This window comes from Enterococcus sp. AZ188 (assembly GCF_050544075.1).
In the GTDB taxonomy this organism is placed as follows: domain Bacteria; phylum Bacillota; class Bacilli; order Lactobacillales; family Enterococcaceae; genus Enterococcus_D; species Enterococcus_D entomosocium.
In genome coordinates this window covers 3,427,789-3,452,419 of the sequence record NZ_CP172943.1, presented here as the reverse complement: position 1 = coordinate 3,452,419, position 24,631 = coordinate 3,427,789, and the positions used below count along the sequence as shown (strand labels likewise).

At 43.7% G+C, this 24,631-nt stretch carries 23 protein-coding genes; 16 read left to right on the top strand and 7 right to left on the bottom strand.

Going from position 1 to position 24,631, the window contains the following annotated elements:
* Positions 1-22: 22 nt before the first annotated feature.
* The 5 genes from IGI86_RS15960 (at position 23) to IGI86_RS15940 (ending at position 4,860) form a co-directional block, all read left to right on the top strand.
* Positions 23-2,047 (top strand): BglG family transcription antiterminator, encoded by a 2,025-nt coding sequence (locus IGI86_RS15960; RefSeq protein WP_086332734.1) that lies wholly within the window; start codon positions 23-25, stop codon positions 2,045-2,047.
* Between the two features lie 22 nt (positions 2,048-2,069).
* On the top strand, positions 2,070-2,384 hold the full coding sequence (locus tag IGI86_RS15955; RefSeq protein ID WP_016620318.1) for a PTS cellobiose transporter subunit IIA: 315 nt from the start codon (positions 2,070-2,072) through the stop codon (positions 2,382-2,384).
* A gap of 15 nt (positions 2,385-2,399) precedes the next feature.
* Complete coding sequence (locus IGI86_RS15950) at positions 2,400-2,903, top strand: hypothetical protein (RefSeq protein ID WP_086332733.1); 504 nt, start codon at positions 2,400-2,402, stop codon at positions 2,901-2,903.
* Between the two features lie 7 nt (positions 2,904-2,910).
* Positions 2,911-4,266 (top strand): PTS cellobiose transporter subunit IIC, encoded by a 1,356-nt coding sequence (gene celB, locus IGI86_RS15945; RefSeq protein ID WP_008380179.1) that lies wholly within the window; start codon positions 2,911-2,913, stop codon positions 4,264-4,266.
* 126 nt (positions 4,267-4,392) lie between these two features.
* Entirely contained in the window at positions 4,393-4,860 is a 468-nt protein-coding gene (locus IGI86_RS15940) for a TspO/MBR family protein (RefSeq protein ID WP_005233316.1), read from the top strand.
* A gap of 47 nt (positions 4,861-4,907) precedes the next feature.
* On the opposite strand, the gene IGI86_RS15935 is transcribed toward IGI86_RS15940, so the two are convergent.
* Complete coding sequence (locus tag IGI86_RS15935; RefSeq protein ID WP_034872886.1) at positions 4,908-6,713, bottom strand: M3 family oligoendopeptidase; 1,806 nt, start codon at positions 6,711-6,713, stop codon at positions 4,908-4,910.
* Positions 6,714-7,104: 391 nt separating this feature from the next.
* On the opposite strand from IGI86_RS15935, the gene arcA reads away from it, so the two are divergent.
* From arcA to IGI86_RS15895, 8 genes are all read left to right on the top strand, one after another.
* Positions 7,105-8,328 carry an arginine deiminase gene (arcA, locus tag IGI86_RS15930; protein WP_008380174.1) on the top strand — a complete coding sequence of 408 codons (1,224 nt, stop codon included), beginning with the start codon at positions 7,105-7,107 and terminating at the stop codon, positions 8,326-8,328.
* A 19-nt stretch (positions 8,329-8,347) separates the two neighbouring features.
* Positions 8,348-9,367, top strand: coding sequence for an ornithine carbamoyltransferase (gene argF, locus IGI86_RS15925; protein ID WP_008380172.1), 1,020 nt, complete (start codon positions 8,348-8,350; stop codon positions 9,365-9,367).
* 17 nt (positions 9,368-9,384) lie between these two features.
* Entirely contained in the window at positions 9,385-10,320 is a 936-nt protein-coding gene (gene arcC / locus IGI86_RS15920; protein WP_005233327.1) for a carbamate kinase, read from the top strand.
* Positions 10,321-10,362: 42 nt separating this feature from the next.
* Positions 10,363-11,052: a Crp/Fnr family transcriptional regulator gene (locus IGI86_RS15915; protein WP_005233329.1), complete on the top strand. Its 690-nt coding sequence runs from the start codon at positions 10,363-10,365 to the stop codon at positions 11,050-11,052.
* Positions 11,053-11,096: 44 nt separating this feature from the next.
* Positions 11,097-12,548, top strand: a complete 1,452-nt coding sequence (locus IGI86_RS15910; protein ID WP_008380167.1) for a YfcC family protein — start codon at positions 11,097-11,099, stop codon at positions 12,546-12,548.
* 77 nt (positions 12,549-12,625) lie between these two features.
* On the top strand, positions 12,626-13,132 hold the full coding sequence (locus IGI86_RS15905; RefSeq protein WP_005233333.1) for an arginine repressor: 507 nt from the start codon (positions 12,626-12,628) through the stop codon (positions 13,130-13,132).
* Positions 13,133-13,346: 214 nt separating this feature from the next.
* A complete protein-coding gene (locus tag IGI86_RS15900; protein ID WP_008380164.1) occupies positions 13,347-13,862 on the top strand; it encodes a VanZ family protein in 516 nt (171 codons plus the stop codon).
* A 63-nt stretch (positions 13,863-13,925) separates the two neighbouring features.
* Positions 13,926-14,621, top strand: a complete 696-nt coding sequence (locus IGI86_RS15895; RefSeq protein WP_086332732.1) for a YoaK family protein — start codon at positions 13,926-13,928, stop codon at positions 14,619-14,621.
* A gap of 33 nt (positions 14,622-14,654) precedes the next feature.
* Here the strand turns inward: IGI86_RS15895 and IGI86_RS15890 are convergent, their stop codons facing one another.
* The 3 genes from IGI86_RS15890 to IGI86_RS15880 all read right to left on the bottom strand — a co-directional run bounded on the left by IGI86_RS15890 (position 14,655) and on the right by IGI86_RS15880 (position 16,546).
* A complete protein-coding gene (locus IGI86_RS15890) occupies positions 14,655-14,984 on the bottom strand; it encodes an SdpI family protein (RefSeq protein WP_016611997.1) in 330 nt (109 codons plus the stop codon).
* 161 nt (positions 14,985-15,145) lie between these two features.
* Positions 15,146-15,628, bottom strand: a complete 483-nt coding sequence (locus IGI86_RS15885) for a VOC family protein (protein WP_005233337.1) — start codon at positions 15,626-15,628, stop codon at positions 15,146-15,148.
* Between the two features lie 39 nt (positions 15,629-15,667).
* Positions 15,668-16,546, bottom strand: a complete 879-nt coding sequence (locus IGI86_RS15880) for an aldo/keto reductase (protein WP_016611992.1) — start codon at positions 16,544-16,546, stop codon at positions 15,668-15,670.
* Between the two features lie 97 nt (positions 16,547-16,643).
* Here IGI86_RS15880 and IGI86_RS15875 point away from each other — a divergent pair, with 97 nt between their 5' ends.
* The gene (locus IGI86_RS15875; RefSeq protein WP_005233339.1) at positions 16,644-17,012 is read left to right on the top strand and encodes a winged helix-turn-helix transcriptional regulator; all 369 of its coding nucleotides are present in this window, start codon (positions 16,644-16,646) and stop codon (positions 17,010-17,012) included.
* A gap of 64 nt (positions 17,013-17,076) precedes the next feature.
* Here IGI86_RS15875 and IGI86_RS15870 read toward each other — a convergent pair whose 3' ends face one another.
* The 3 genes from IGI86_RS15870 to IGI86_RS15860 all read right to left on the bottom strand — a co-directional run bounded on the left by IGI86_RS15870 (position 17,077) and on the right by IGI86_RS15860 (position 20,181).
* Positions 17,077-17,376: a hypothetical protein gene (locus tag IGI86_RS15870; RefSeq protein ID WP_005233340.1), complete on the bottom strand. Its 300-nt coding sequence runs from the start codon at positions 17,374-17,376 to the stop codon at positions 17,077-17,079.
* 154 nt (positions 17,377-17,530) lie between these two features.
* On the bottom strand, positions 17,531-18,928 hold the full coding sequence (locus tag IGI86_RS15865) for a L,D-transpeptidase family protein (protein WP_005233342.1): 1,398 nt from the start codon (positions 18,926-18,928) through the stop codon (positions 17,531-17,533).
* Positions 18,929-19,197: 269 nt separating this feature from the next.
* A complete protein-coding gene (locus IGI86_RS15860) occupies positions 19,198-20,181 on the bottom strand; it encodes an L-lactate dehydrogenase (protein ID WP_005230720.1) in 984 nt (327 codons plus the stop codon).
* Positions 20,182-20,536: 355 nt separating this feature from the next.
* On the opposite strand from IGI86_RS15860, the gene pth reads away from it, so the two are divergent.
* Complete coding sequence (gene pth, locus IGI86_RS15855; RefSeq protein WP_008380153.1) at positions 20,537-21,097, top strand: aminoacyl-tRNA hydrolase; 561 nt, start codon at positions 20,537-20,539, stop codon at positions 21,095-21,097.
* Positions 21,098-21,108: 11 nt separating this feature from the next.
* Positions 21,109-24,627, top strand: coding sequence for a transcription-repair coupling factor (mfd, locus tag IGI86_RS15850; protein WP_016611990.1), 3,519 nt, complete (start codon positions 21,109-21,111; stop codon positions 24,625-24,627).
* The last annotated feature ends 4 nt before the right edge of the window (positions 24,628-24,631 follow it).

The window sequence follows — 24,631 nt, the reverse complement described above, 5'->3', positions numbered from 1 at the left end:
TGATGAAAAAGGTTGATGAATAATGTTGAGTAAAAAAGAAATCATCATGCTAAAGATGCTCTACCAAAACCGCAACACATACACTAGCAGCAAACAGATCGCAAATCAACTGGGGGTCTCGGATCGGACTGCTCGCAAGTACCTTCAAGGTCTGGGGCTTATCCTGAAGAACCATAAGCTTGGTCAAATTTGTGCCAAGCAAGGACAGGGGTATCGCTTGAACATCACGGACCAGCGTTCCTTTGATCTGTTTTATTCAGAGAAGACCAATCTCAGGCCAACAGCTGACGATCTAACCACGATCAATGAAGCCAATGACCGGCAATATTTTTTGCTAAATCAATTGTTATTTGGGCATAAGCCCGTTTTTGTTGATGATTTAGCAGCGGATCTATGTGTTTCGCGCTCGACGATTTCAAATGATATCGTTGAAATCAAGCAATTATTAAAGCCTTATACGATCGAGTTGAAACATCGAACCAGCCAAGGCATTTATGTTGAAGGATCTGAAAACAGTCTGCGGCATTTCATCATGAATTACTTTTTCATGAATCGCCTGCAAGACAATCTTTATGCATTCTCAATGTACAAACATCTGTTAGAGGGGATAGCGATCGAGGAGATCGTGATCATCGTCTTGGACACCTGCCGTAAATACTTTTTGAAACTCTCTGATTTTATGATCTACACGATCGTCCTGCATATAGGCTTAGCGATAAAACGGCTGCAGTCGGGCTTTGAGATCCAGCTGCATCCGCAGGATCCTGAATTGGAACAAGAAGCAGAATACCAGTCGGCTATAGAGATCGTTGAGAAGATTCGCCAACAGATGGGCATTGCTTTGCCGCCAGAAGAGGCTTTTTATATCGCCATTCACTTAAAAAACAAACTAGTTTCCGAAACTATCCGTGAACAGATCGATTTAGATGATAACGAGGTCAAACAACAGCTGTTAGCTGTTTTGCATAAAATCGATCAAGAAACCGGCTTTTGCTTAGTCGAAGATCCACTGTTGATAGAAGGGCTGATGATGCATATCACCCCCTTATTGCAACGATTGAACAACGGCACGAGCATGGAGAATCCTTTGCTAGAGACCATCAAAAAAGATTACAGTGACTTTTTTCAGTTAACGATTCGGCATTTTTCTGATGTTCCCTTCTTTGCCCCCTATAGAGTGACCGAAGGAGAGCTTGCCTATTTGACGATCCATTTAACTGCTGCGATGGAACGCTTAGCGAATCAACAAAAAGCCAAGGTCATAGTGATCTGTGCAACAGGAATTGGTAGTTCGCAAATGTTAAAAAATCGTTTGGAACACGAACTTGGTTCAAAAATCGTGATTGAAGATATGATCAGCTATTACGAAATCAGTGAACAAAAACTAGCAGGGATCGATTTGATCATTTCATCCATCAAAGTACCAGATGTGGTTCTAAATATCCCCATCGTCACCGTCAGTGTTTTTTTAGATAAAAAAGATATCCAAAAAATCAATCGCCAGTTGAAGCAGTATAAAATCAAAAAACAGTATGGTAGCATACTGAAACAACAGCCGAAATCTTTATCTGACAAGGAGCGGGAATTGATTGAGACCAGCTTTCGCTCAGAACTTTTTCTGCTGATAGAGGAAGAGACTGACAAAGCAACTGTTATGGATCAGTTGCTGACGAAAATTGAAGGCTTGGAAAAACGTTCAGTGAAAGAAGCGCTAGGCAAGCAGCTTGCTTTACGAGAAGCCTATAGCTCAGTAGCCTTTTCGGATCATTTGGCGGTGGCGCACCCCATTGAACCGATCACCAATGATGCTTATGCGGCCGTTGCTATACTAAAACAAGGCATAAAATGGGATGACAAGCATGACCAGATCCAGCTGATTTTCTTACTTTCCCCTGACCGATTGGGGCAAGTAGAATTGAACAAAATCAGCCAACTGTTAGTACCGATCATTGAAGATGAATCATTTAAAGATGCACTCATAGCAAGTGGTGATTTTGAACATTTTATGAAATGTTTTATTGGGTATCACCTAGAAGCACATATATAGCACATGTAAGGGAGAAAGAACAATGGAATCAGAAAAATTACAAGAGACCGCTTTTCAAATCATTCTTAGCAGCGGGGATGCTCGGACAATCGTTCATGAAGCATTCCAAGAGATGCGCCAAGGAACTTTTGAAGCAGCACAAGCAAAACTGGATCAAGCAAATGAAGCACTAGTAGAGGCCCATAAAGCACAGACGGGCTTATTACAAGAATACGCCAGCGGCGAAAAAATCGACATGGAGATTATCATGGTCCATGCACAAGATCATCTAATGACAACGATGACTTTGCGAGAAGTGGCGATTGAAATGCTGGCGTTATACCAGCGAGAGCGGTAGAAAGGAAGGGAACAAATGACCAATCAAGAACAACAGAAAAAAATGGCAGAAAAAAATTTTCGGTTTAATCGCTTTTTATTTCTAAGGTATGTATTAGCAGTGTTTTTCTTTGCAAATCTTTATTGGTTATTGGCTGCGATGGCCAGCAATGCCCTACTCCTGATTCTTCCGCTGGCGCTGTTGGTTTTGGCTATTTCGGCAATTGGAGAATACGTGCGCCTTTATGGCAGCCACTCAGAGCAAATAGCAGAAAAACTGCGGTGGACGCGCTTGTTTTATCTTTGTCAACTGACGATGAACCTCCTTTTATGCGCCGTTTGTTTCTTCTCTCCTCTGTTTTCATTCGTTTTTCCTTTTCTTGATAATACACTGCACAATCGAGGCATTCTTACACTCTGGCTTAGTGTGGGGCTAACGTTAGCTGCGCTATGTTTGCAGCGTGTGAATAAGATCCGCCACAAAAAAGATACGTATTATGGATATATTAAAGAATACCAAAAACTCATTGAAGGGAAGTAGTTACATTATGGAACAATCAAATAGCAAGTTGTTCAGTCTCTTAGAAACGGCCGTCATGGGACCGTTAGGAAAAGTGGCACAGTTCAAAATCGTACGTGCCATCATGGCTGCTGGGATGGCTTCGATTCCTTTTACCATCGTTGGCTCGATGTTTTTAGTTATCAATGTATTGCCGCAGACCTTTACCTTTTTAGAAGATTTCTTCAATAATACTTTTTTCAGAGTCAGTGAATTGTATATGCTGGCAAACAGCACGACAATGGGACTTTTGGCATTATATTTTTGTATCGTTCTCGGCTATGAATACACCAAGATCTATGCGGAAGAAGAAGAGTTGGATCTTGCGCCTATGAGTGGGGCGTTACTATCGATGTTTGCCTTTTTCATGTCGATCCCACAATTGATGATTGTGGATGGCAACATGTCACGGATCACCGATCAAGAAAATGCCATCATCAATGGCTGGGCGATCGGTGGCGACGGGGTGGAGCGTTTAGGAACGACCGGGATATTTACCGGTATCATTATGGCGGTGTTGGCCGTTCAGTTGTACCGTTTATGTGTGACGAAAAAATGGGTCATCAAAATGCCTGAAGAAGTCCCATTAGGGGTTGCCCGTGCCTTTACAGCATTGATTCCCGCCTTTGTTGTGGCCTTCACGGTTCTTATCATCAATGGCGCATTAGTTGCAGCAGGAACGGATATTTTCCAAATCATTGCGGTACCTTTTGGGTTTGTTACCAATTTGACCAACAGTTGGTTAGGTTTGATGGTGATTTACTTTTTAGTCAGTGCATTATGGTTAGTAGGGATTCATGGCGCAAATATCATTTTCTCTGTATTGACGCCAATCACCTTAGGCAATTTGACAGCCAATGCTGAGGGCGCCAATTTTGCATTAGCTGGTGAGTTTAACAATGCGTATGTGACCGTCGGTGGTTCAGGGGCAACGCTAGGTCTCGCTTTATTCTTGGTTTATCTGGCGAAATCAAAACAATTAAGAGTGTTAGGAAAAGCTTCGATCATTCCAGCATTATTCAATATTAACGAGCCGTTGATTTTCGGGATTCCTTTGATTTATAATCCTTTCTTAGCGATTCCCTTTTTCTTAGCACCGATGGCATCCGCATCGATTGCCTATTTTGCGATCGAATTGGAAATCATTCGACCGATGATCGCCCAAATGCCATGGCCTTCTCCAATCGGCATCGGCGCATTTATTGGAAGTGGAGGCGATTGGAAAGCCGCAGTTTGTGCTTTCTTATGTGCAGGCGTTGCCTTTTTGATCTACTTCCCATTCGCTCGTTCTTATGACGCAGGCCTAGTCAAGCAAGAAGCCCAAGAAGGGGAACAAGCAGCATAAATCGAAAGGAATAAGAAAGAAACGTCCACACGGCCGTTTCTTTTTTTAAGCGTTCTATTCTGCTTTTTTTCGATTCGATGGTACGATGAAACTAGTGAGTTATGAAAAAAAGAAGGAGTGGAGAACATGAAATTTTTAATTTGGCTGGTCTGTGTGATCGGCATTGAAGCAACAGGAATCATCTCGAGTTTGTTTGCAGGGGACATTGCCGGAACGTATGCGCAAATGGAAAAACCCTTTTTAGCCCCTCCTGGCGGGATCATTGGGATCGTTTGGACGATTTTGTATGCCTTTATGGGAACGGCGTTGTATCTGTTGATCGTCGCCAAAGTCAATCCAGCGCTTAAAAAGAATGCCTACATCTTCTTTGCGATCCAGCAAGTATTAAACTTCTTTTGGAGTATCGTTTTCTTTGGCTGGAATGCTTACTGGGCAGGAACGGTCATTATTGTCTTGTTAGTGTTATCAGTGATTATTTGTATGATCCTCTTTGCTCGCATCGACAAAAAAGCGATGTACTTGTTTATTCCTTATTTGATTTGGTGTTTATACGCCGGCTACTTAACGATTGGCTTAACTTTATTGAATGCCTGATAGAAAAACCCTCTTCCAAGCGTCTTGTTGGAAGAGGGTTTTTTCTTTTAGATATAGTCTTCAGTCAATTCCATAAAGCTGGCAACATCTTTTAGGACCATGTCGATCCCTGCTTGCCAGAAGTCTGGTTTCGTTAAATCGACACCAAGGTGTTTTTGCGCCAGTTCTTCCGTCGTCATTGAAGCAGTATCTTGCAATAAAGCAATGTATTCTTCTTCAAAGCTAGACCCTTTTTCATTGGCATACGCGTAGATCCCCATACTAAAGAGGTAACCAAAGGTATAAGGGAAGTTGTAGAACGGCACATCGTCAATAAAGAAGTGCAATTTGGCTGCCCAGAAATGTGGGTGATAAGTCGCTAACCCATCCGCATAGCTTTCTTTTTGCGCCGCAGTCATCATTTCCGTGATTTGTTCCGCTGAAACCAAGCCCTTTTGACGAGCTTGATAGAAGCTGTTCTCAAAAATAAAACGTGCGTGGATGTTCATGAACATCGCGATCGCATTTTGCATTTTAGCATCCAATAGATTGATTTTTTCTTCTTTTGTCGTTGCTTCTTTGAGGGTTGCATCAGCAACGATCAATTCAGCAAAGGTACTTGCTGTTTCGGCAACGTTCATGGCATAGTTGCGGTTTAATTCTGGCAGCTCCCAAAGAACGCTGCTGTGAAACGCGTGACCTAGCTCATGGGCAAGCGTCGCTACTTCGTTGACTGAATTGCTGTAGGTCATGAAAATACGTGACTCTTTGGTTTCTGGCAAGCTGGTGCAATAGCCGCCAGGACGTTTGCCGGGACGATCTTCTGCTTCGATCCAGCTTTTTTCAAAAGCAACTTGGGCAAAGTCAGCCATTTTCGGACTGAACTTACGGAAGTTGGTCAAAATAAAGTCAGCTGCTTCATCAAAGGTGTAGGTTCTTTCTTCCATGTCCCCAAGGATGATTGGCGCATCTTGGTCTTGCCATTCCATTTTTTCTTTGCCGAAAAGCTGGGCTTTGCGAGTCAAGAAATCAACGATTGGCTGTTTGTTCTTTTGGATTGTGCCCCACATAGCATCCAATGTCGCTTTTTGCAGACGATTGTATTCTAATGGTTCCTTCAAGTAATCAGTGACACCGTGAAGTTTGAAGGTAGAAAGGCGGAAACCGTCTAAGTGGTTCAAGGTATCCGCAAAGAGGTCTTCTTTTTCTGCCCACGTCTTTTCCCAAGTGTCGAATAAACGCGCACGAACTTCCGGATCAGGATCACCCATCATTTTATTGAAGGCTTGACCAGCTGAAAACTTGATCGTCGTGCCGTCTTCTTGAAGGAAAGGAATTTCGATCGAGGCAACGATCGTATCGTAATGTTGGCTCCAAGCATTCAAGCCATCTAAATTTAAAGTGTTGATGATGGTCTCTTCTGCTTCGGATAACAATTCTTTGCCGTCGCGGCGAATCTCGCTTAAACGAAAAGCGACAGGTGCTAAGTTTTCCGCTTTAACTAGTGCTGTCCAATCATCCTCAGAAATTTCTGTCAATTTTTTCGAGAAAACGGTTTGTGCTGCTTGCAGTGCTGGCAATTTTGCGTAGAGGTCACCCGTCAGGATTTTGGCTTTGCTGTCATTGACATTCGCTGAAAGCAAGGCATTGATAAAGCTGCCGCATTGTGAAAATCCTTGACTAATAGTTGCGGATAAATCAAGTAACTCTTCTAATTTTGCTGCATCGTCTTCGCTGTTGGGCGACCATGCATCGACTGTTGTTCGGTAATTTGCAATTTGTTCTTCCAGTTGGCTCATGCGTTCTTTTAATTGAACAGAATCGCTGCCTCCCGGAAAGATTGTTTCCAGATTCCAATTGATTGAATAGGTCATTCCTATCAAACCCCTTTCTTTTCCTTCGATCTTATTAAGTATAGCATAACGAAATTTGGTCGCAACCATCAGAATCCTTATGAAATAAGGGTTCTTGATGAAACTGTACCAAAAACAAAAAATGGAATGTATAACTCCTTGATCTATTGATAGGGCGGAAAAACGTCAAAAATAAAAAAACTATCACATCCTCATCAAATTCTTAGAAAAAAATCGATGGATAAATATTACATATGAAAAAAAACAGCGAGTAAAAAAACGCCTGATGAGCGATATTCGCTTTTTCATGCATAATGCCAAATCCTTTGCGAAAAGAACACGAAATATACCACTGCGAAAGCGTATACAATTAGGTAGCATAGAGGTGTAAACAGAAGAAGGAGGAAGAAAAATGCCAAATGCTATTCATGTTTTTTCAGAGATTGGACGATTGAAGCAAGTCATGCTTCACCGCCCTGGTCGGGAATTGGAGAACCTTGTTCCTGATCATTTGAACCGCCTGCTATTTGATGATATTCCTTTTTTGGAACAAGCCAGAGCAGAACATGATCGGTTTGCGGAAGTCCTACGTCAAAATGATGTGGAGGTGTTGTATCTAGAAGATTTAGCTGCTGAATCGCTCACGTCACCAGAAATCAAACAGCAATTTCTCAAGGATTATTTAGCGGAAACTACAATCCAAAGTTCTGAGATCATCAAAGAAGTCACGGATTATTTTATGTCTTGTGACAATGATCGGGAACTGATCGACAAAACTATGGCTGGTTTAGCCAAAAATGAACTGGAGCTGCCAAATACCCAGAGCCTCGCTGGGACCGTGGATGATCAATACCCATTTCTGATCGATCCAATGCCAAATTTGTATTTTACACGAGATCCCTTTGCGACGATTGGTAACGGAGTATCCTTGAATCGCATGTATTCAGAAACAAGACGGCGCGAAACGTTATACGGCAAATATATTTTTGCTCATCATCCAATGTTCCAGCAAAATCCGCCTCATATGCTTTATGATCGCGCTCAACCAACCCGCATCGAAGGTGGCGACGAATTAGTTCTGTCAAAACATGTGTTGGCGATTGGTATCTCGCAACGAACGGATGCCGCTTCGATTGAGCAGCTGGCCCGCAAAGTGTTCGAAAATGAGCCAAGCTTTGAGTATGTTCTAGCGTTTGACATTGGTCAAGAGCGCAAATTCATGCATTTAGATACGGTATTTACAATGGTCGATCATGACAAGTTTACGATCCATCCAGAAATCGAAGGAGAGCTGACGGTTTATTCAATCTCACGAGCAGGTGATGGGGTGACGATCAAAGAAGAAAAGGACACGTTGGAAAATATTTTATGTCGCTATCTAGAACTAAATACGGTTGAATTGATTCGTTGCGGCGGCAGTGATTTGATTGCAGCAGCTCGGGAACAATGGAATGACGGTTCCAATACCTTGACGATCGCACCTGGCGAAGTCGTCGTATATGACCGCAATACCATCACCAATCAGAAGTTGGCAGAAGCCGGTATCAAATTGCACAAAATCTCCGGCAGTGAATTGGTTCGTGGTCGTGGCGGTCCTCGTTGCATGAGCATGCCATTTGTTAGAGAAGATATTTAAATCAGAGGAGGAATCATCGATGGAACAAGTATTTAAAGGAAGAAGTTTTTTAGCAGAAAAAGATTTTACGAAAGCCGAGTTAGAATACCTCATTGATTTTTCAATCTATTTAAAACAATTGAAAAAACAAAATATTTCTCATCGTTATTTAGAAGGCAAGAACATTGCCCTTTTGTTTGAAAAAACATCGACTCGGACACGGGCGGCCTTTACGACAGCTGCCATCGATCTTGGTGCCCATCCAGAATTTTTAGGCGCGAATGATATTCAGCTAGGCAAAAAAGAATCTGTCGAAGATACAGCAAAAGTTTTAGGCAGCATGTTTGACGGTATTGAGTTTCGTGGATTCAGTCAACAAGTCGTTGAAGATTTAGCCAAATTCTCCGGTGTTCCTGTTTGGAATGGCTTAACCGATGAATGGCACCCAACCCAAATGATCGCTGACTTTATGACCATCAAAGAAAACTTCGGCACCTTGGAAAACATTACGCTAGTTTATGTGGGCGACGGCCGGAACAATATGGCGAATAGTTTGTTAGTGACGGGGGCAATTTTAGGGGTCAACGTTCGTATCTGTGCACCAAAAGAACTTTTCCCAGCGCAAGAAGTGACAGACTATGCCAACAAATTTGCTAAAGAATCTGGCAGTCAGTTGATGGTAACAGATGATATCCAAAAAGGCGTCAAAGATGCAGACGTCTTGTATACCGATGTTTGGGTGTCAATGGGGGAAGAAGACCAGTTCGAAGAGCGGGTGAAGCTGTTGAAAGATTACCAGATCAACCGCGAAATGGTGATGGCCACCGGAAAACAAGACGATGGCTTGATCGTGCTGCACTGCTTGCCAGCGTTCCATGATACGAATACGACGTATGGAAAAATGATCGAAGAAAAATTTGGCATTTCTGAAATGGAGATCACAGACGATATTTTCCGTAGTCACTGGGGTCGTCAATTTGAAGAGGCTGAAAACCGGATGCACTCGATCAAAGCGATCATGGCAGTAACATTAGGCGATCTATTTATTCCTAGAGTGTGAGAAGGAGCAGTGAGCAGATGAGTGAAAAGAAACCAACGATCGTTGTCGCCCTTGGCGGCAACGCCATCTTAGCAGAAGATGCCAGTGCCAAAGGGCAAAAAGAGCGACTCAAACAGACCGTGGACTATCTGATTCCCTTGATCCGAAAAGACGTCAATTTGATCATTACTCATGGGAATGGTCCCCAAGTGGGAAACCTGGTTTTGCAGCAGCAAGCGAGCGATTCTAGCAAAAACCCAGCAATGCCTTTAGATACCTGTGTCGCCATGACCCAAGGCAGTATTGGCTATTGGTTGCAAAATGAGCTGAGAATCCAGTTGAAAGCAGCACAAATAGCGAAGCCGGTGGTGACTGTGGTCACGGAAATTACAGTCGATGCCCAAGATCCAGCATTTGCCCATCCGACAAAACCAATCGGGCCTTTCTTAACGGAAACGGCTGCCAAAGAAGCCATGGCGGCTTCAGATGCCATCTACCGGGAAGATGCTGGTCGTGGCTGGCGGAAAGTCGTGGCTAGTCCTGCACCACAAGCGATCCAAGAAGTTGCCAGCATCAAAGCGCTGATTGAACAAAACACGATCGTCATTTGTGCAGGAGGCGGCGGCATTCCCGTGCTAGACAATGGCCTGGGTGTTGAAGCCGTGATCGATAAAGATTTTGCTTCTGAAAAATTGGCTCGATTAGTCGATGCGGATCAGCTGATCATTTTAACGGGCGTAGAAAAAATCGCTTTGAACTTTGGCAAGGAAAGTGAGCAGTGGTTGGATCATGTGACCGCCGCGGAATTGGAAACCTATGTCGATGAAGGCCATTTTTCACCAGGTAGTATGTTGCCGAAAGTACAAGCCGCTTTGAACTTTGTCAAAATGGGGGCGGAAAAACGGGCAGTGATTACTTCTTTAGACAAGCTGGCAGCTATCGATGATGCTGGCACGCAGATCACCTGGAAGTAAGCGAAGCAGCAAAGCAAGACCCAAAACATTGGAGTGAGAAAAATGATCGACCACCAAATAAAAGATCCATCAACAAGAGCGAACAGCTTTCAATGGCTGGAAGAAGAAAATCAGCAGCGTTTGAAAGAGCATATTTACTGCCGTACGTACAAAAAAGGTCAAGTGCTTTTTTATGAAGGCGACGTAAGAGATCGGATATTCCTTGTGATAGAAGGACTTGTACGGATCGAAAAGACCGACGGAACTGATTCCTATTGTTATGTAGATTTTGTTGGGCCAGATCAGTTATTTCCTTTGATTGGCTTGTTTGAAAGAGACAACTATGATGTATCGGCATTCGCTGCAACAGACATTGTCGTGCAGTTTGCAGCGATGTCACTGTTTGAACCGCTAGTCGTTTCGTCTACAAGTCAGTTGCTGTGGCTCAATCAGCAAATGAGCCGGCAGTTGGAAAAGCAAAGACGCCGTGTCGAGTATTGTGTCACCTCCAGCGCGCAAACAAGAGTCGTCAATACGATTGGTCTTTTGATGATCGAGCATGGGCAGACACAAGGTGAGCAGATTCGCATCCCTTTTCCAGTTTTTATCAATGATATAGCCAAGTACAGTGGAACGACGCGAGAGACAGTCAGTCAAACGCTCAAGGCGCTCGTGCATAAAAGAAAGATTTATTATCGCTACAAAGAACTCATTATTTATGACCAAGATTATTTTTCTCATGTTGCCAAGTAATGGCTGGCAGCAAATAGGATCGATTCAAAAAAGGGGGAACACAGATGAAAAAAAAGCAAAAAGAAAAAAAGTCGCTGACATCATTCAGTATCTTATTTCTGATCATTATCGCCTTGACGGTCGCTTCCTGGCTCTTAGCAGGGCAGCCTTTTGCGCCTTCTTTACCAGCAGGCCAAGAAGAGATGGTCAGCCAAGTGGTGGGTGCCAAGTTTTCTGATTTCTTTATGGCGCCTTTTAACGGATTTCGTGATGCGATCGAGATCTGCGTGTTTATTCTCTGTTTGGGTGGTTTTTTGAATATCGTCACGCGAACAGGCGCTTTGGAAGCCGGGATTCAGCATTTGGTCAAAAAACTCAAAGGCAATGAGTTGATTTTGATTCCGATTTTAATGATCTTGTTTTCGATCGGCGGCTCCACTTATGGAATGGCAGAAGAAACGATTCCTTTTTATTCCTTATTAGCAATAACGATGGTGGCATCAGGTTTTGATACGATCGTCGCAGCAGGAACCGTTATGCTGGGTGCTGGTGCCGGCGTGATTGGCTCCACCGTCAATCCCTTTGCGACCGGCGTTGCGATGGATGCCTTGCGAAGCATCGATATTGCCCCAAACAATGGCACGATCTTAGTAGTCGGGGCATTGCTTTGGTTAGTCACGACCGCATACTGTATCTTTGTGGTGATGTCTTATGCCAAAAAAGTCAAAGCCGACAAAGGCTCCACGATCTTATCGCTGCAAGAGCAAAAAGAAATGGAAGAACATTTTGTCAAAGACACGAACGAAGCCTTGGTGTTTACGCAAAAACATCGCCTGATTTTGACGATTTTTGGCTTATCCTTTGTGATCATGGTGGTTTCCTTGATTCCTTGGGGCGACTTTGATATCCATGTGTTTGACGGTTGGACCGCCTTTTTGACCGGCAATAGCTTCGGTGAATGGTATTTTGGTGATTTGGCCATGTGGTTCTTCTACATCAGTATCATCATTGCGTTGATTCAAGGATTCTCAGAAAAAGAAATCGTGACCAACTTTATCGATGGGGTCAAAGACATTTTATCCGTTGTCTTGATCATCGTTGTGGCACGGGGTGCTTCCTACATTATGCAAACGACGTACTTGGATCTGTTTATTTTGGATCGGGCTTCCCATCTTTTAGAAGGTCTATCACCTGTCCTGTTTGTGATTGGCGCCTACATTTTGTATCTGCTCTTATCGTTCTTGATTCCATCGACTTCCGGACTAGCGTATGTATCGATCCCGATCATGGGGGCCTTGGCGCAAAGCATCGGACTCAATCCGAACGTCATGGTGATGATCTTTACTGCTGGTTGCGGATTAGTGAATTTGATCACACCAACTTCTGGCGTCGTGATGGGGGGATTGGAGCTGGCTCGGGTCAACTATTCCACTTGGACCCGCTTTATGCGCAAACCGTTACTGGTTATTGGAATTTCCAATCTTGCCATTTTAATCTTCTCAATGTTGTTCTTGTAAGCTACGTTTCAAGATGTGAACGAGACGGATCAACTATTTCAGTAAGCGAGGCGACTTGAGAGGAGCGGATCAAGTAAATGAAAAAAAAAGAGCGGCAAGCAATTATCAAAAAACTCTTTGTCCTACATCGGATTGAGTCTCAAGAAGAATTGATGAATTTATTAAAAAAAGAAAATGTTTCAGCTACCCAAGCCACGATTTCTAGAGACATGCGGGAAATGAACATCGCTAAAACGTATGCTAAAAACGGTCGGCCGTATTATTCGATCTTTGAATCCAAAGAGCAGGATCTAGAAGACAGAATTGCGTTTTCGATGTATGAGTACCTAAAAAAGATTACGCAGATTGACTTTTTAGTTGTCGTTCATACGGCTGAAAACGGCGCCGATGTGATCGCCAATTATCTTGATGAAATGGAGCTACCAGAAATTGTCGGCACGATTGCAGGGTTTGATATTTTATTGATCATCACGCCGTCACAAGAAGCGGCAGCAGAGGTCGTCGATCGGTTGAACCATTATGTAGAAGGCTACGAGATGGGTTCGTCATTGTTTACTGGAGAAAAAAACGCAAAACAGCCCTGAGAATCGTTGAAGGAGCTGAACGTCACAAGCCCCAAAATCTCACAACCAAACGGGTGACGGCTTTTCATACCGATGGCTATTTTTAAAAAGAAAGAGTGCTTCTAATCTTCACGGAAGCACTCTTTTTGTGTGTGCAATGTCACCACGGTTTGCTGGAAAAACAGTTGCATCACCAAATGAAAATGGTAAGATAGGAAAATGAGGAGTGAAAACTATGAAAAAATTACTGAAAGAACCGAATTTTTACTTTTGTATCGCACTTGCGGTTATGGTCATCCTCTTTATCAGTTCTTCACAAACCTATGAGCAGCAATCACAAATCGGGTTGCTTTCACGAATCTTAAAAAATGAACCATTGAAAGAGTGGCTAGAGAAGATTTCTTTTTCCTATGCTGGTTCGGAGATCAGTATTGCGGAAAAAGGCTATTTCTCATTTGTGGAATTTTTCATTCGTAAAGGCGCACATTTCTTTACCTATTTTGTCTTAGGGGGCAGTCTGTTCTTCGTTCTCGTATATCGCCGTACGCCGTATTGGCTAGCCGCTTTTTTTGCTTGGTTAGCAGCTACCGGCTATGCTGGGATCGATGAATACCATCAAATGCTGACGGGAGGACGGACGCCGCTTTTTCAAGATGTCATGCTGGATTCAGCTGGAGCACTGACCGCCGTTCTTTTGGGGTGGTTGATTTGTCAGTTATCGAAAAAGTCACCTAAACGCCGCAAAACATAACGAGTTGTCGGCGTTTTTAAGCGTTAAGCTGTTAGAAAGTATAAAAAACAAGAGGCGAAACCAATGGAAAAAAGTTTGAGTAGTGTCAAAGGCAAAACCGAGTTTGTCGTGCATGAAAGTTTGCCGGTGGGGGTTCTTCTCGCGATGGCTGGCGGCTTTTTAGATGCCTATACCTATCTCTTTCACGGTGAAGTGTTTGCGAGCATGCAGTCGGGGAATGTTATTTTATTAGGGATCAATCTTTCAACGGGGCAGTTTGAACAAGCCTTTCGGTATCTGCCACCAATCTGTATGTTTTTAGTGGGGATCGTGGTGACGAATTATCTGCAGCATCATTTTCCGACTGGTGGTTGGATCGTTTGGCAAAATGCTGCATTGATCTTTGAAGCGGTCGGTATTTTGGTTCTGGGCTTTTTTGCGCGTTCTTTACCCAATGTCCTGGTTGATTCCGGGTTATCTTTTTTTGCAGCGATTCAATATGCCGCTTATCGGCGCTTGGCAGGGATGCCCTATGCCACCACGATGACCACTGGCAATTTACGTTCGCTGGCTGATTACTTGTATTTGCGCGGGTTTAAGCAGGACCGATCAGTGACACCCAAGATCATTTCTATTTCCTTGATCATCGGCGGTTTCTTTTTTGGGGCGGTTTTAAGCAGCTTGCTAGGAATTTTCTTATTCCACCGGACCATCTGGGTGGTTTCAGGAATTTTAGCCCTGGTGTTGGGAATCACGATCCACAGTCAAAATAAAGAATAGAAAAAAGACATTCCCCGGAATGTCTTTTTCGTCTTACTTTTTGGTGCTCGCGCGTGAATCTTTGAGATAAAGCGCTATTTCTACCAGCAGTGCTGCTAGAAGATAGCTACCAAGGACGGCTATCTGGTAAAATTTCTCTTCAATCAGCTCGTTGCGCTGCAGCAAAATGACCCCACCTAGAAAGAGCATCGCCAACAGGGAGAACCACTGCTGGGAAAAACGCCAATTGCTGACACTGGCTGTACTGCGCTTGGTGCGAAAGCCGAATATATAATTGGGTTCTTCTCGGTAAAAGAACCGGAAGACGATGAAAAAAATACCCGTAAAAATCAACAACAAAAGACCAATATCGATCGAGATCACTTCCTTTCAAGCGAGGTTTGTTGGGAAAATCAGCGAATAAAAAGGATTATCTATTTATTGTACTCGCTGTAAAGGGTTCTATGAAGGGGAACTATTGAAAAAATAGATAGTTTTGCGTAAATAAAAAGGGAGGGCGCTATAAGTCGCCATCCCTTTTTCAATTATCCGCGTTGAAATGGTCCTTTAGGTGCAATCAGTTCAAGATTGGTACCATCTGGATCTGTAAAGTAGGCAACACCTGTCCCGAAGCCGCTTTTTAAACCATCTTGTTCTTCAAAAACGATTGGGGTACCGTCAGGTTCAACCCCGATGGCTTTTAGACGAGCAACGGCTTCATCAATATTTTCGACTTCAAAACAAAGATGCATGGCACTGATTTGCTCATTGGAATAGCTAGCTTTGTTGGATTTTGGTTCGACGTATTCTAAAAGGTCGATGTTGAGATTGTCTAAATGAAGATTGGCGTATTTGATCAATGTATCCTCTAAACCTTGCGTTTGCGCCATTCGTTTGCCACCGATCGTATCTTGATTGGCGATTTTCTTTCCAGTTAATGCTTCATAAAATTGGATGGAACGTTCGAGATTGCTGACGGTGATTCCCACGTGGTTCACCATTGAAAAGCCTGTGTTTGTGTTTGTCATTATACTTCCTCCTAAGGTTTTGTTTAGTATATCGTTTGGTTAATGAAAATCGAATGTGTCTGGATCTGGACCCACTCGCAGGTCCTCATTTAATGCGTTCAAGCGAGCCATTTCATCTTCTGATAAATGGAAATCAAAAATCGCTGCATTGGCGCGCATTCGCTCAGGGTGTGTCGATTTGACATTGACTAAGATTCCTTGTTGGATAGCCCAGCGTAAAAGCACTTGTGCCGCTGATTTTTGCTGTGCATCGGCGATCGCCAAGACGGTTTCCTCTTTCAGCAGTTTGCCTTGCATCAAAGGTGACCAAGCTTGGATCGCAATCCCCTTTTCAGCACAAAAGTCCCGCAGGTCTTGCTGCGTAAGTTTGGGATGCAGTTCGATCTGATTGACGACAGGAACGACCTTAGCAGCGGCCAATAGTTGCTCCAAGTGATGAATCTGGAAGTTGCTGACCCCGATTGCTTTGATTTTTCCAGCGGCATACAAGTCTTCCAAGGCGCGCCATGACTCTTGAAATGCCTGGTTTCCCGGCCAATGGATCAAGTACAAGTCGAGATACTCGAGGTTTAAGCGGGCCAAACTTTCATTGAAAGCATGGATCGTTTCATCATAAGTTAAATGATCGTTCCAAAGTTTGGAAGTGACAAAGAGTTCTTCACGAGCCAACCCCGTTTCTTGTAAGCCTTGTTTGATTCCTTCCCCTGTTCCTGTTTCGTTGCCGTAAATAGCCGCCGTATCAATCAGGCGATACCCATTGATAATGGCCTGTTTCACGACCTCTGCTGTTTCAGCTTCAGGGATTTGAAAGACACCTAACCCCAAACCGGGGATTTTGCTGCCGTTGTTCAGTGTAACGGTATCCGATAATTTTTCGATCATAAAAACATCTCCTTTATTTTTTTCTGTAATCATCATATAATGAGGAGGTAAGGTTGTATAGTACGTACTTTTTTGTTTGATACACACCTTTTGGTAACATTTGTGTGTTTACAGACTTGATGAGGTGAAAAAAATGGAAGAAAAAATTTATAATATCGGTGTAGAAGCAACGATGGATGTCATCGGCGGGAAATGGAAACCAATCATTCTTTGTAATTTACGCCATGGGGCATTGCGTCCTAGTGATTTACGGCGAAAAATTCCTGGCATCAGTCAAAAAATGTTGACGCAGCAATTGCGGGAACTAGAAGAGTCTGATATCGTTACCCGCAAATCCTATAATCAAGTACCACCCAAAGTTGAGTATTCCTTGAGTGAATATGGAGAAACGTTAGGCGGCTTATTGGATACCCTTTGCCAGTGGGGCACGATGCACGTCGCTGCGCTACAAGACAAAGGAGAACAAGTTACTTTGTTAGAACAAGAAGAGGCGATTGTCTAGCAGAGGGCAAGTGGCATGAGAAAAGGCCGGCAGAAACCATTGGTTTCCGTCGGCCTTTTTTAGGCTATGCTTGTTGGATCAATTCTAGAATGGCTTCAGCATTCATGCCGCTGTAATGATTGATGGGAAATGACAGGCGCTTGATTCGCGGCGGGATGGCCTGCTTGATCATCGGATCTGTTAAAGAAAGCAAAGGATCGACCAAAACGATTTTTTCTTGCGAAAAACGATAATTCATCAGACGTTCTGGTGTCACAACAGTCACGCTGATTTGATCCTCGGACAGCATTTGGATGTTGCGGGCGAAAATTTTAATCAGACTTCCAGCTAAAGTAGAACGATCAATAAAGACAACTTTTTCCAAAGTGATTCTCCTTTTTAATTAATATGCTTAATTAAGTATATTAATTAAATGACGCTTTGTAAACAGGAACATATGGGAAACAACAAAAAAGCCGCAAAAGAATTTTTTTTGCGGCTTTTGGTTCATCTATAAAAAGGTTTGACTCTTTTTTTCATTAAATCACGATCACGGGTGTCCCGACTTCGGCTTTGCTGTACAATTCTTTCATCACGCCTGGCGGAGTATTGATACAGCCGTGAGAGCCGCGGGTTTTCCAAAGATCACCACCGTATTCCGTTTGCCAATCAGAATCATGGATTCCGACACCGGTCCAATCGATCGGCATCCAGTAATCAACAGGGGACGCATAATCTTCACCGGTCAAGGTTGCATCTTCTTCTTTGTTCCAGACATAGAAGACACCAGTTGGCGTTGGTGTGGCTGGTTTTCCAGAGATAATTTTCGTATCTAGCACCAGCTCGCCATCTTTATAATACCACATGTGTTGGTTTTTCAGATCAACTTCGATATACGTGTTGCCAAATAACGGGCTGCCAGCATCGGTGCTTCCTTGAGCGATCGGTGTGCGCGTGAAGTCTTCGCCGGCTTTTAACGCCTCAATCAATGCTTCTGTTTCCGCATCGGTTTGGATCGTCCAGCTGAGGGTGCCGGCTGGAACCGTTACTTCGCCTTGTTTGGTACTCTTGAAGGTCGAAGAATTGGTGCTGGTGTTGTATTGCTCTCCGATCGAAGCGACATAGCTTCTTACTTTGTCTTCGTCGATCGTGGTGTTGCCATCTTTGTAAGAGAGCCAATCCATGATCGATTCTCTTGGAATTTGAAACGTGTTTCCGTTGATCGTATAATTGCCGGTTACTTTGGCGATTTTATTCAACGAATCCATTTCTTTGGTTAGATCAGGATCATCAGCGGTCACACTTGGTTTTGTGACGTAATCGACGAGATTTAATTCCTTTTCGCCACTGACGATGGCTTCTTGTAAGTCTGCTACTGCTTTGTCCACATCAATGGCATCGCCGTCAACTTCTGGTTTGATAGAAAAGCCGTCTTCGCCTTTTTCCAATGTTGCATCGGCTGACTTGGTACGATCCTCATTTAAAGTTTCTAGTTCCTTTTGGATCGTGTCCGTTTCGCTGTTTAGCGTATCTTGATCCACCGAGAGATTGTCCAGTGTTTTTTCTTCTGCAGCGGAAACATAAGCCATTCCCCAACTCCACTGGTTCTGTTCATCTTTTAATGATTGCAGCTCATTGGTGAAATCCGTTTGTAACCCAAATTGAGCAAGGTTGATTGTCTTCCATTCGCTATCGCCTTCTTTGATGGTGAAATCTTCTTGCGAGTAGCGGTCATGCAGCAGGGCATTGGCCTCGGCAACAGTTTTGTTGCTGATGTCGATCCCATCGATTTCAGTCTTTGGTAAAAAACGGTTTGCATAATATGTACTTCGGTAGGTATAGCCGCCAGCGATCACTACTAATATAGCAGCCACAACGATTAGAACAATTTTCTTGGTATTGTTCTTGGCGTCAGTATGTTTGTTTGAACGAGTCATTCAACTACTCCTTTTTTTCTAATGGCATAATAGATAATAACGCTTAAATCATACCATATTCCCCCAAGAAAGCGAATATGGCAAATGAAACTTCCATGAAAAATAGAAAATTCTTAAACTATCTTTAGCTAAGCTGTAGAAAAGCATTTCTTTGCATAAAAAAACTGAACGAACCGCAGCAAATCATCTTGATCAAATTGTTCTGAAAAAGAGTGAGCTGTAAGGTTCGTTCAGTGGCATAGTTGACTAGCTAAACGAAGTGAAAGAAATTATTGATTGTCTTCTGCATCTAGTTTCGCAAAAGCTTCATCAAGAATATCTTTTAATTGTTTTGCAGAAGCGGCCATCCGGTCTTTTTCCCCATCCGTCAATGGGATCTCAATCACTTTTTGAATCCCTTGGGCGTTGATAACTGCAGGCGCACCGATGTACAAGTCGTTTAAGCCGTATTCGCCGTTCATGTACACAGACAATGGTAAAACAGCATTTTCATCGTCTAAGATCGCACGAGTGATCCGTGCTAAGGCTACCGCGATCCCGTAGAAGGTCGCACCTTTTTTCTCGATGATGGTGTAGGCTGCATCACGAACACTGAAGAAAATGTTGACCATTGCTTCTTCATCGATGTCTGGGTTATTTTTGACCCATTCATAGATTTGCAAGCCGGCTACGTTGGCATGAGACCAAACAGGGAATTCTGAATCCCCGTGTTCGCCTAAGATATAGGCATGGACGTTACGGGCATCAACATCGACTAATTCAGCCAAAGCTTGACGGAAACGTGCAGAGTCTAAAGAAGTACCTGAACCGATGACGCGTTCTTTCGGGAAGCCTGAGAATTTCCAAGTCGAGTAAGTCAAAATATCGACTGGGTTCGCTGCTACTAAGAAGATTCCGTTAAAACCTGAATCAACGATTTGGGTAACTACTTCCCGGTTGATTTTCAAGTTTTTATGAACCAAATCTAAGCGGGTTTCACCTGGTTTTTGAGGCGCACCAGCTGTAATAACGACTAAATCAGCATCATGTGCATCTTCATAAGAAGCGGCATAGATTTTTTTAGGGGAAGTAAAGGCCAAGGCATGGGACAAATCAATTGCGTCGCCTTCTGTTTTTGCTGTATTTATATCAATGATTCCGACTTCTTGCGCAATGTTTTGGGTCACCAGCGCAAACGCGTAACTAGAACCAACCGCACCGTCTCCAACAAGAATTACCTTTTGGTGATCTTTTTTGTTCGTTTTTGCAGTCATCTGTGTATCATTCCTTCCGCATAATTGTTTTACTCGCTATCATCCTACCATTTTCAAGTATATTTGTCATGTGATTTGCACAACAATATTACACAAAATATCGCTGTTTCAGTTGTAAATGCTTTCTTTGTTATTACGTCAAAAAGAGGATATATCAACGTTTTATTAAGATTCGTTAAGAAAGATAAAAACTGAGCAAGAGGACGCCACCATAACAGTCCATTTCGTGTTATAATTATTTCAGCAAAAGAACTGGGCGCATTTGTGTGCCCAGTATTTTGTGTTTGGATAAGAAAACCGATAAAATAGATGAAGAATCAGCTTGAAACTAGAAATAATGGAGCGTAATCGAAAAATGAAAATGATTGTAGGCTTGGGAAATCCCGGCAAAAAATATGAGAAAACCAAACACAATGTTGGCTTTATGGTAGTGGATGCCTTGGCACAAAAGTACCAAGCAACCTTTAAAAAGTCGGCTTTTGAAGCAGAAGTGGCAGAGTTTTTCTTGAAGGGTGAAAAAATCCTTTTGGTCAAACCGCAAACCTTCATGAATGAATCCGGTCGTTCGGTAGGTCCGTTGATGACCTATTTTGGCATCTATCAAGAAGAATTAGTAGTGGTCTATGATGACCTTGATTTAGCATTAGGGAAAATCCGCTTGCGCCAAAAAGGCAGTGCGGGGGGACACAATGGAATCAAGAGTTTGATCGCGCATTTGGACTCGACAGTCTTTGACCGCATCAAAATCGGGATCGATCGGCCACGTCCAGGACAAACCGTGGTCAATCATGTACTGAGTCCTTTTGCAAAAGACGATCTGCCCATCGTTTTACAAAGTATTGATAAGGCGGTCGAGGCAAGTAGTGATTACTTGACCAACGGCGACTTTCTTGCCACAATGAATCGATTTAACTAAGGAGGGCCGAGATGGATTTAATTGAATTAATAAATAAAGTGCCGACAGTGGCGGCTTGGCATGCAGGTTTACGTGAACAGGCCCCCCGGCAATTACTGACCGGTCTAGCTGGATCGGCAAAAACATTGGCGATCACCGGTGTGTATCAGGCATTTCAAAAACAAGTGATCGTGGTGACACCAAATCTGTATTATACGAATCAACTAGCCGAAGATCTGCGCAACGTGACGGATGATGTCTATGTTTTCCCAGTGGACGAAGTGTTGTCAGCCGAAATGGCTTTTTCTTCACCAGAAGCACGAGAAGAACGAGTGGCAGCGCTGAATGCTGTTTCTCAAGGAAAAACCGGGATCTATGTGTTGCCGGTAGCGGCTTTGCGAAAGTATTTACCTGAGAAGAAAACCTGGTTAGCCAACCAATTCCAATGGCAAATCGGCGATGAGATCGATTTAGAGCGTTTGCCGCAACAATTGATCTTGATGGGTTACGAACGGCAGTCAATGATTGGCAAACCCGGCGAATTCAGTATTCGTGGGAGCATCCTCGATATTTATCCATTAAATGCCGAATACCCCGTACGGATCGAGTTATTCGATGTAGAAATCGACTCGATGCGTTCTTTCAACGTGGAAACGCAACGCTCAGTGGAAACGCTGCAGCAAGTGGCTATTTTACCGACTACCGAATTGGTTTTCTCAGCGGAAGATTTAGCGGCGGGGCAAAAGCAGCTGCAAGAATTATTGAACAAACGGTTGGCAGTCACCAAAGAAGCAACCGATCGCGCCTTTTTAGAAGACTATTTCGGCCAATTGGCCTCCCAATGGCAAGCGGGGATTCCCGGTGAAAGTGCCCGTTATTACACGGATTTGCTTTATCGTCAGCAAACGAGTGTCTTAGATTATTTTTCTGAAGACGCCTTTTTGATGATCGATGATTATGCTCGGATCATGGAGACCAATCGTGAGATCGAACGGGAAGAAGCGGAGTGGCATACCCAAAAATTAGCGGAGCTGCGGGTCTTTTCTGAACAGCAATTCGGGATCGATGTCCATCAACTGCTGCAAAAAGAAACCTTTGTGACCAGCTTCTTTTCTTTATTCCAAAAAGGAATGGGGAACATTCGCTTCCAAGCGATCCATCAATTCCAATACCGGCCGATGCAGCAGTTTTTCAGCCAAATGGGTCTCTTGAAAGTTGAGATCGATCGCTGGGAGAAGCAACAGCAAACGGTGATTTTTCTGGTCAGTGACCAAGAACGGGCCAAGAAGTTAGAGCAAGATCTGCGAGATCATGATATCTATGCCGTGCAGACGCAACAAGACCGCCTGTTTACGGGACGCACCCAAATCGTGGTGGAACGTTTGCAAAGCGGCTTTGAAATGCCGCAAGACAAGCTAGTGGTGGTTACAGAAAAAGAAATTTTCCAAAAGATGAACAAAAAAAGAGCCCGCCGGCAAAATGTCACCAATGCGGAACGTCTCAAAAGCTACAATGAGTTAAAAGCCGGCGATTATGTCGTCCATGCGAATCATGGGATCGGGAAGTACATCGGCATGGAAACCTTAGAAGTCGATGGCGTCCATCAAGATTACATGACGATCTTGTACCAAAACGAAGACAAGCTCTTTATTCCAGTCACCCAATTGAATTTGATTCAAAAATATGTGGCTTCCGAATCGAAAACACCGAAAATCAATAAATTAGGCGGCAGTGAGTGGGCGAAGACCAAGCGCAAAGTGACGGCTAAAATTGAAGACATCGCAGATGATTTGATTTTATTGTATGCCAAACGCGAATCAGAAAAAGGCTATGCCTTTCAACCAGACGATGCCTATCAAAAAGAATTTGAAGATGCCTTTCCTTATTCGGAAACCGATGATCAGCTGCGCAGTACGGCAGAGATTAAGCGGGATATGGAAAAAGAAAAGCCGATGGACCGTTTGTTAGTTGGAGATGTCGGTTTTGGGAAAACAGAAGTGGCGCTGCGGGCTGCTTTTAAAGCGATCAAAGAAAGCAAACAAGTGGCTTTCTTAGTGCCGACAACGATCTTGGCGCAGCAGCACTATGAAACGATGGTCGATCGTTTTGAAGGATTCCCCGTCAATGTTGGGGTGCTGAGTCGTTTTCGGACGAAAAAACAGCAGAATGAAACGATCGAGCAAGTGCGCAAAGGGCAAGTCGATATTTTGGTGGGGACCCACCGATTATTGTCAAAAGATGTCGAGTTTGCTGATTTGGGCTTGTTGGTGATCGATGAAGAACAACGTTTTGGGGTCAAACACAAAGAGCGCTTGAAACAACTGCGTTCGCAAGTCGATGTGTTGACGTTGACGGCAACGCCGATCCCAAGAACATTGCATATGTCGATGCTGGGCGTGCGGGACCTATCTGTGATCGAAACACCACCGGAAAATCGTTACCCGATCCAAACCTATGTGATGGAGATGAATCCAGGAGCGGTGCGAGAAGCGATCCAACGGGAGATGGCACGCGGGGGCCAAGTGTTTTATCTCTATAATCGTGTCGATACGATCGAGCGAAAAGTCGAAGAACTGCAGGCGTTAGTGCCAGATGCACGAATCGCTTATGCCCACGGGCAAATGACCGAGATCCAATTGGAAAATACCCTGTTTGACTTTATTGAAGGGCAATACGATGTGTTGGTGACGACGACGATCATTGAAACCGGTGTGGATATTCCCAATGCCAATACGTTGTTTGTGGAAAATGCCGATTACATGGGGCTTTCGACGTTGTATCAGTTGCGTGGCCGTGTCGGTCGGAGCAATCGAGTCGCTTATGCGTATTTCATGTATGAACAGCAAAAAGTGTTGAACGAAGTCAGTGAAAAACGTCTGCAAGCCATTAAGGACTTTACGGAGTTAGGTTCAGGATTCAAAATCGCGATGCGAGATCTTTCGATTCGTGGGGCAGGAAATCTATTGGGGGCGCAACAGCACGGCTTTATCGATGCAGTCGGGTTTGACATGTACTCACAAATGCTGTCGGAAGCAGTCACTCGTAAACAAGGGAAAAATACCCAAACAGAAAAAACGACCGTTGAGATCGATCTGGGGATCGATGCCTACTTACCGACTTCGTATATTGAAGACGAACGGCAAAAAATCGAGATCTATAAACGAATTCGTGAGCTGGAATCACAAGAAGCAGTTGATGAACTTCAAGATGATTTATTAGACCGTTTCGGAGAATACCCTGTAGAAGTGGCGCACCTCTTAACGGTGGGCGAGATCAAAATGAACGGCGATCGTGCCTTGTTAGAAACTATCCGCAAGCAGCAACAAACCGTGTCGTTCACTTTGAGTAAAGTCGGCACGAAAAATTATTCGGTGGAGCAGCTGTTTGAAGCATTGAAAGCCACTAAATTAAAAGCCACGATGGGTGTCGATCATGAGCAAATGACCATCAAATTACAGATTCCGCCAGTGATGAAAGAAAGCACCTGGCTATTAGAAATCCAAGATTTTGTCAAAGCGTTACGGGAACAAAAATACGCCAGCCAAGGCTAGAAAG

Coding starts and splice junctions, on each gene's coding strand:
- IGI86_RS15960 (WP_086332734.1), top strand. CDS start 23: ATGTTGAGTAAAAAAGAAATCATCATGCTAAAGATGCTCTACCAAAAC.
- IGI86_RS15955 (WP_016620318.1), top strand. CDS start 2,070: ATGGAATCAGAAAAATTACAAGAGACCGCTTTTCAAATCATTCTTAGC.
- IGI86_RS15950 (WP_086332733.1), top strand. CDS start 2,400: ATGACCAATCAAGAACAACAGAAAAAAATGGCAGAAAAAAATTTTCGG.
- celB (WP_008380179.1), top strand. CDS start 2,911: ATGGAACAATCAAATAGCAAGTTGTTCAGTCTCTTAGAAACGGCCGTC.
- IGI86_RS15940 (WP_005233316.1), top strand. CDS start 4,393: ATGAAATTTTTAATTTGGCTGGTCTGTGTGATCGGCATTGAAGCAACA.
- IGI86_RS15935 (WP_034872886.1), bottom strand. CDS start 6,713: ATGACCTATTCAATCAATTGGAATCTGGAAACAATCTTTCCGGGAGGC.
- arcA (WP_008380174.1), top strand. CDS start 7,105: ATGCCAAATGCTATTCATGTTTTTTCAGAGATTGGACGATTGAAGCAA.
- argF (WP_008380172.1), top strand. CDS start 8,348: ATGGAACAAGTATTTAAAGGAAGAAGTTTTTTAGCAGAAAAAGATTTT.
- arcC (WP_005233327.1), top strand. CDS start 9,385: ATGAGTGAAAAGAAACCAACGATCGTTGTCGCCCTTGGCGGCAACGCC.
- IGI86_RS15915 (WP_005233329.1), top strand. CDS start 10,363: ATGATCGACCACCAAATAAAAGATCCATCAACAAGAGCGAACAGCTTT.
- IGI86_RS15910 (WP_008380167.1), top strand. CDS start 11,097: ATGAAAAAAAAGCAAAAAGAAAAAAAGTCGCTGACATCATTCAGTATC.
- IGI86_RS15905 (WP_005233333.1), top strand. CDS start 12,626: ATGAAAAAAAAAGAGCGGCAAGCAATTATCAAAAAACTCTTTGTCCTA.
- IGI86_RS15900 (WP_008380164.1), top strand. CDS start 13,347: ATGAAAAAATTACTGAAAGAACCGAATTTTTACTTTTGTATCGCACTT.
- IGI86_RS15895 (WP_086332732.1), top strand. CDS start 13,926: ATGGAAAAAAGTTTGAGTAGTGTCAAAGGCAAAACCGAGTTTGTCGTG.
- IGI86_RS15885 (WP_005233337.1), bottom strand. CDS start 15,628: ATGACAAACACAAACACAGGCTTTTCAATGGTGAACCACGTGGGAATC.
- IGI86_RS15880 (WP_016611992.1), bottom strand. CDS start 16,546: ATGATGATTACAGAAAAAAATAAAGGAGATGTTTTTATGATCGAAAAA.
- IGI86_RS15875 (WP_005233339.1), top strand. CDS start 16,644: ATGGAAGAAAAAATTTATAATATCGGTGTAGAAGCAACGATGGATGTC.
- IGI86_RS15865 (WP_005233342.1), bottom strand. CDS start 18,928: ATGACTCGTTCAAACAAACATACTGACGCCAAGAACAATACCAAGAAA.
- IGI86_RS15860 (WP_005230720.1), bottom strand. CDS start 20,181: ATGACTGCAAAAACGAACAAAAAAGATCACCAAAAGGTAATTCTTGTT.
- pth (WP_008380153.1), top strand. CDS start 20,537: ATGAAAATGATTGTAGGCTTGGGAAATCCCGGCAAAAAATATGAGAAA.
- mfd (WP_016611990.1), top strand. CDS start 21,109: ATGGATTTAATTGAATTAATAAATAAAGTGCCGACAGTGGCGGCTTGG.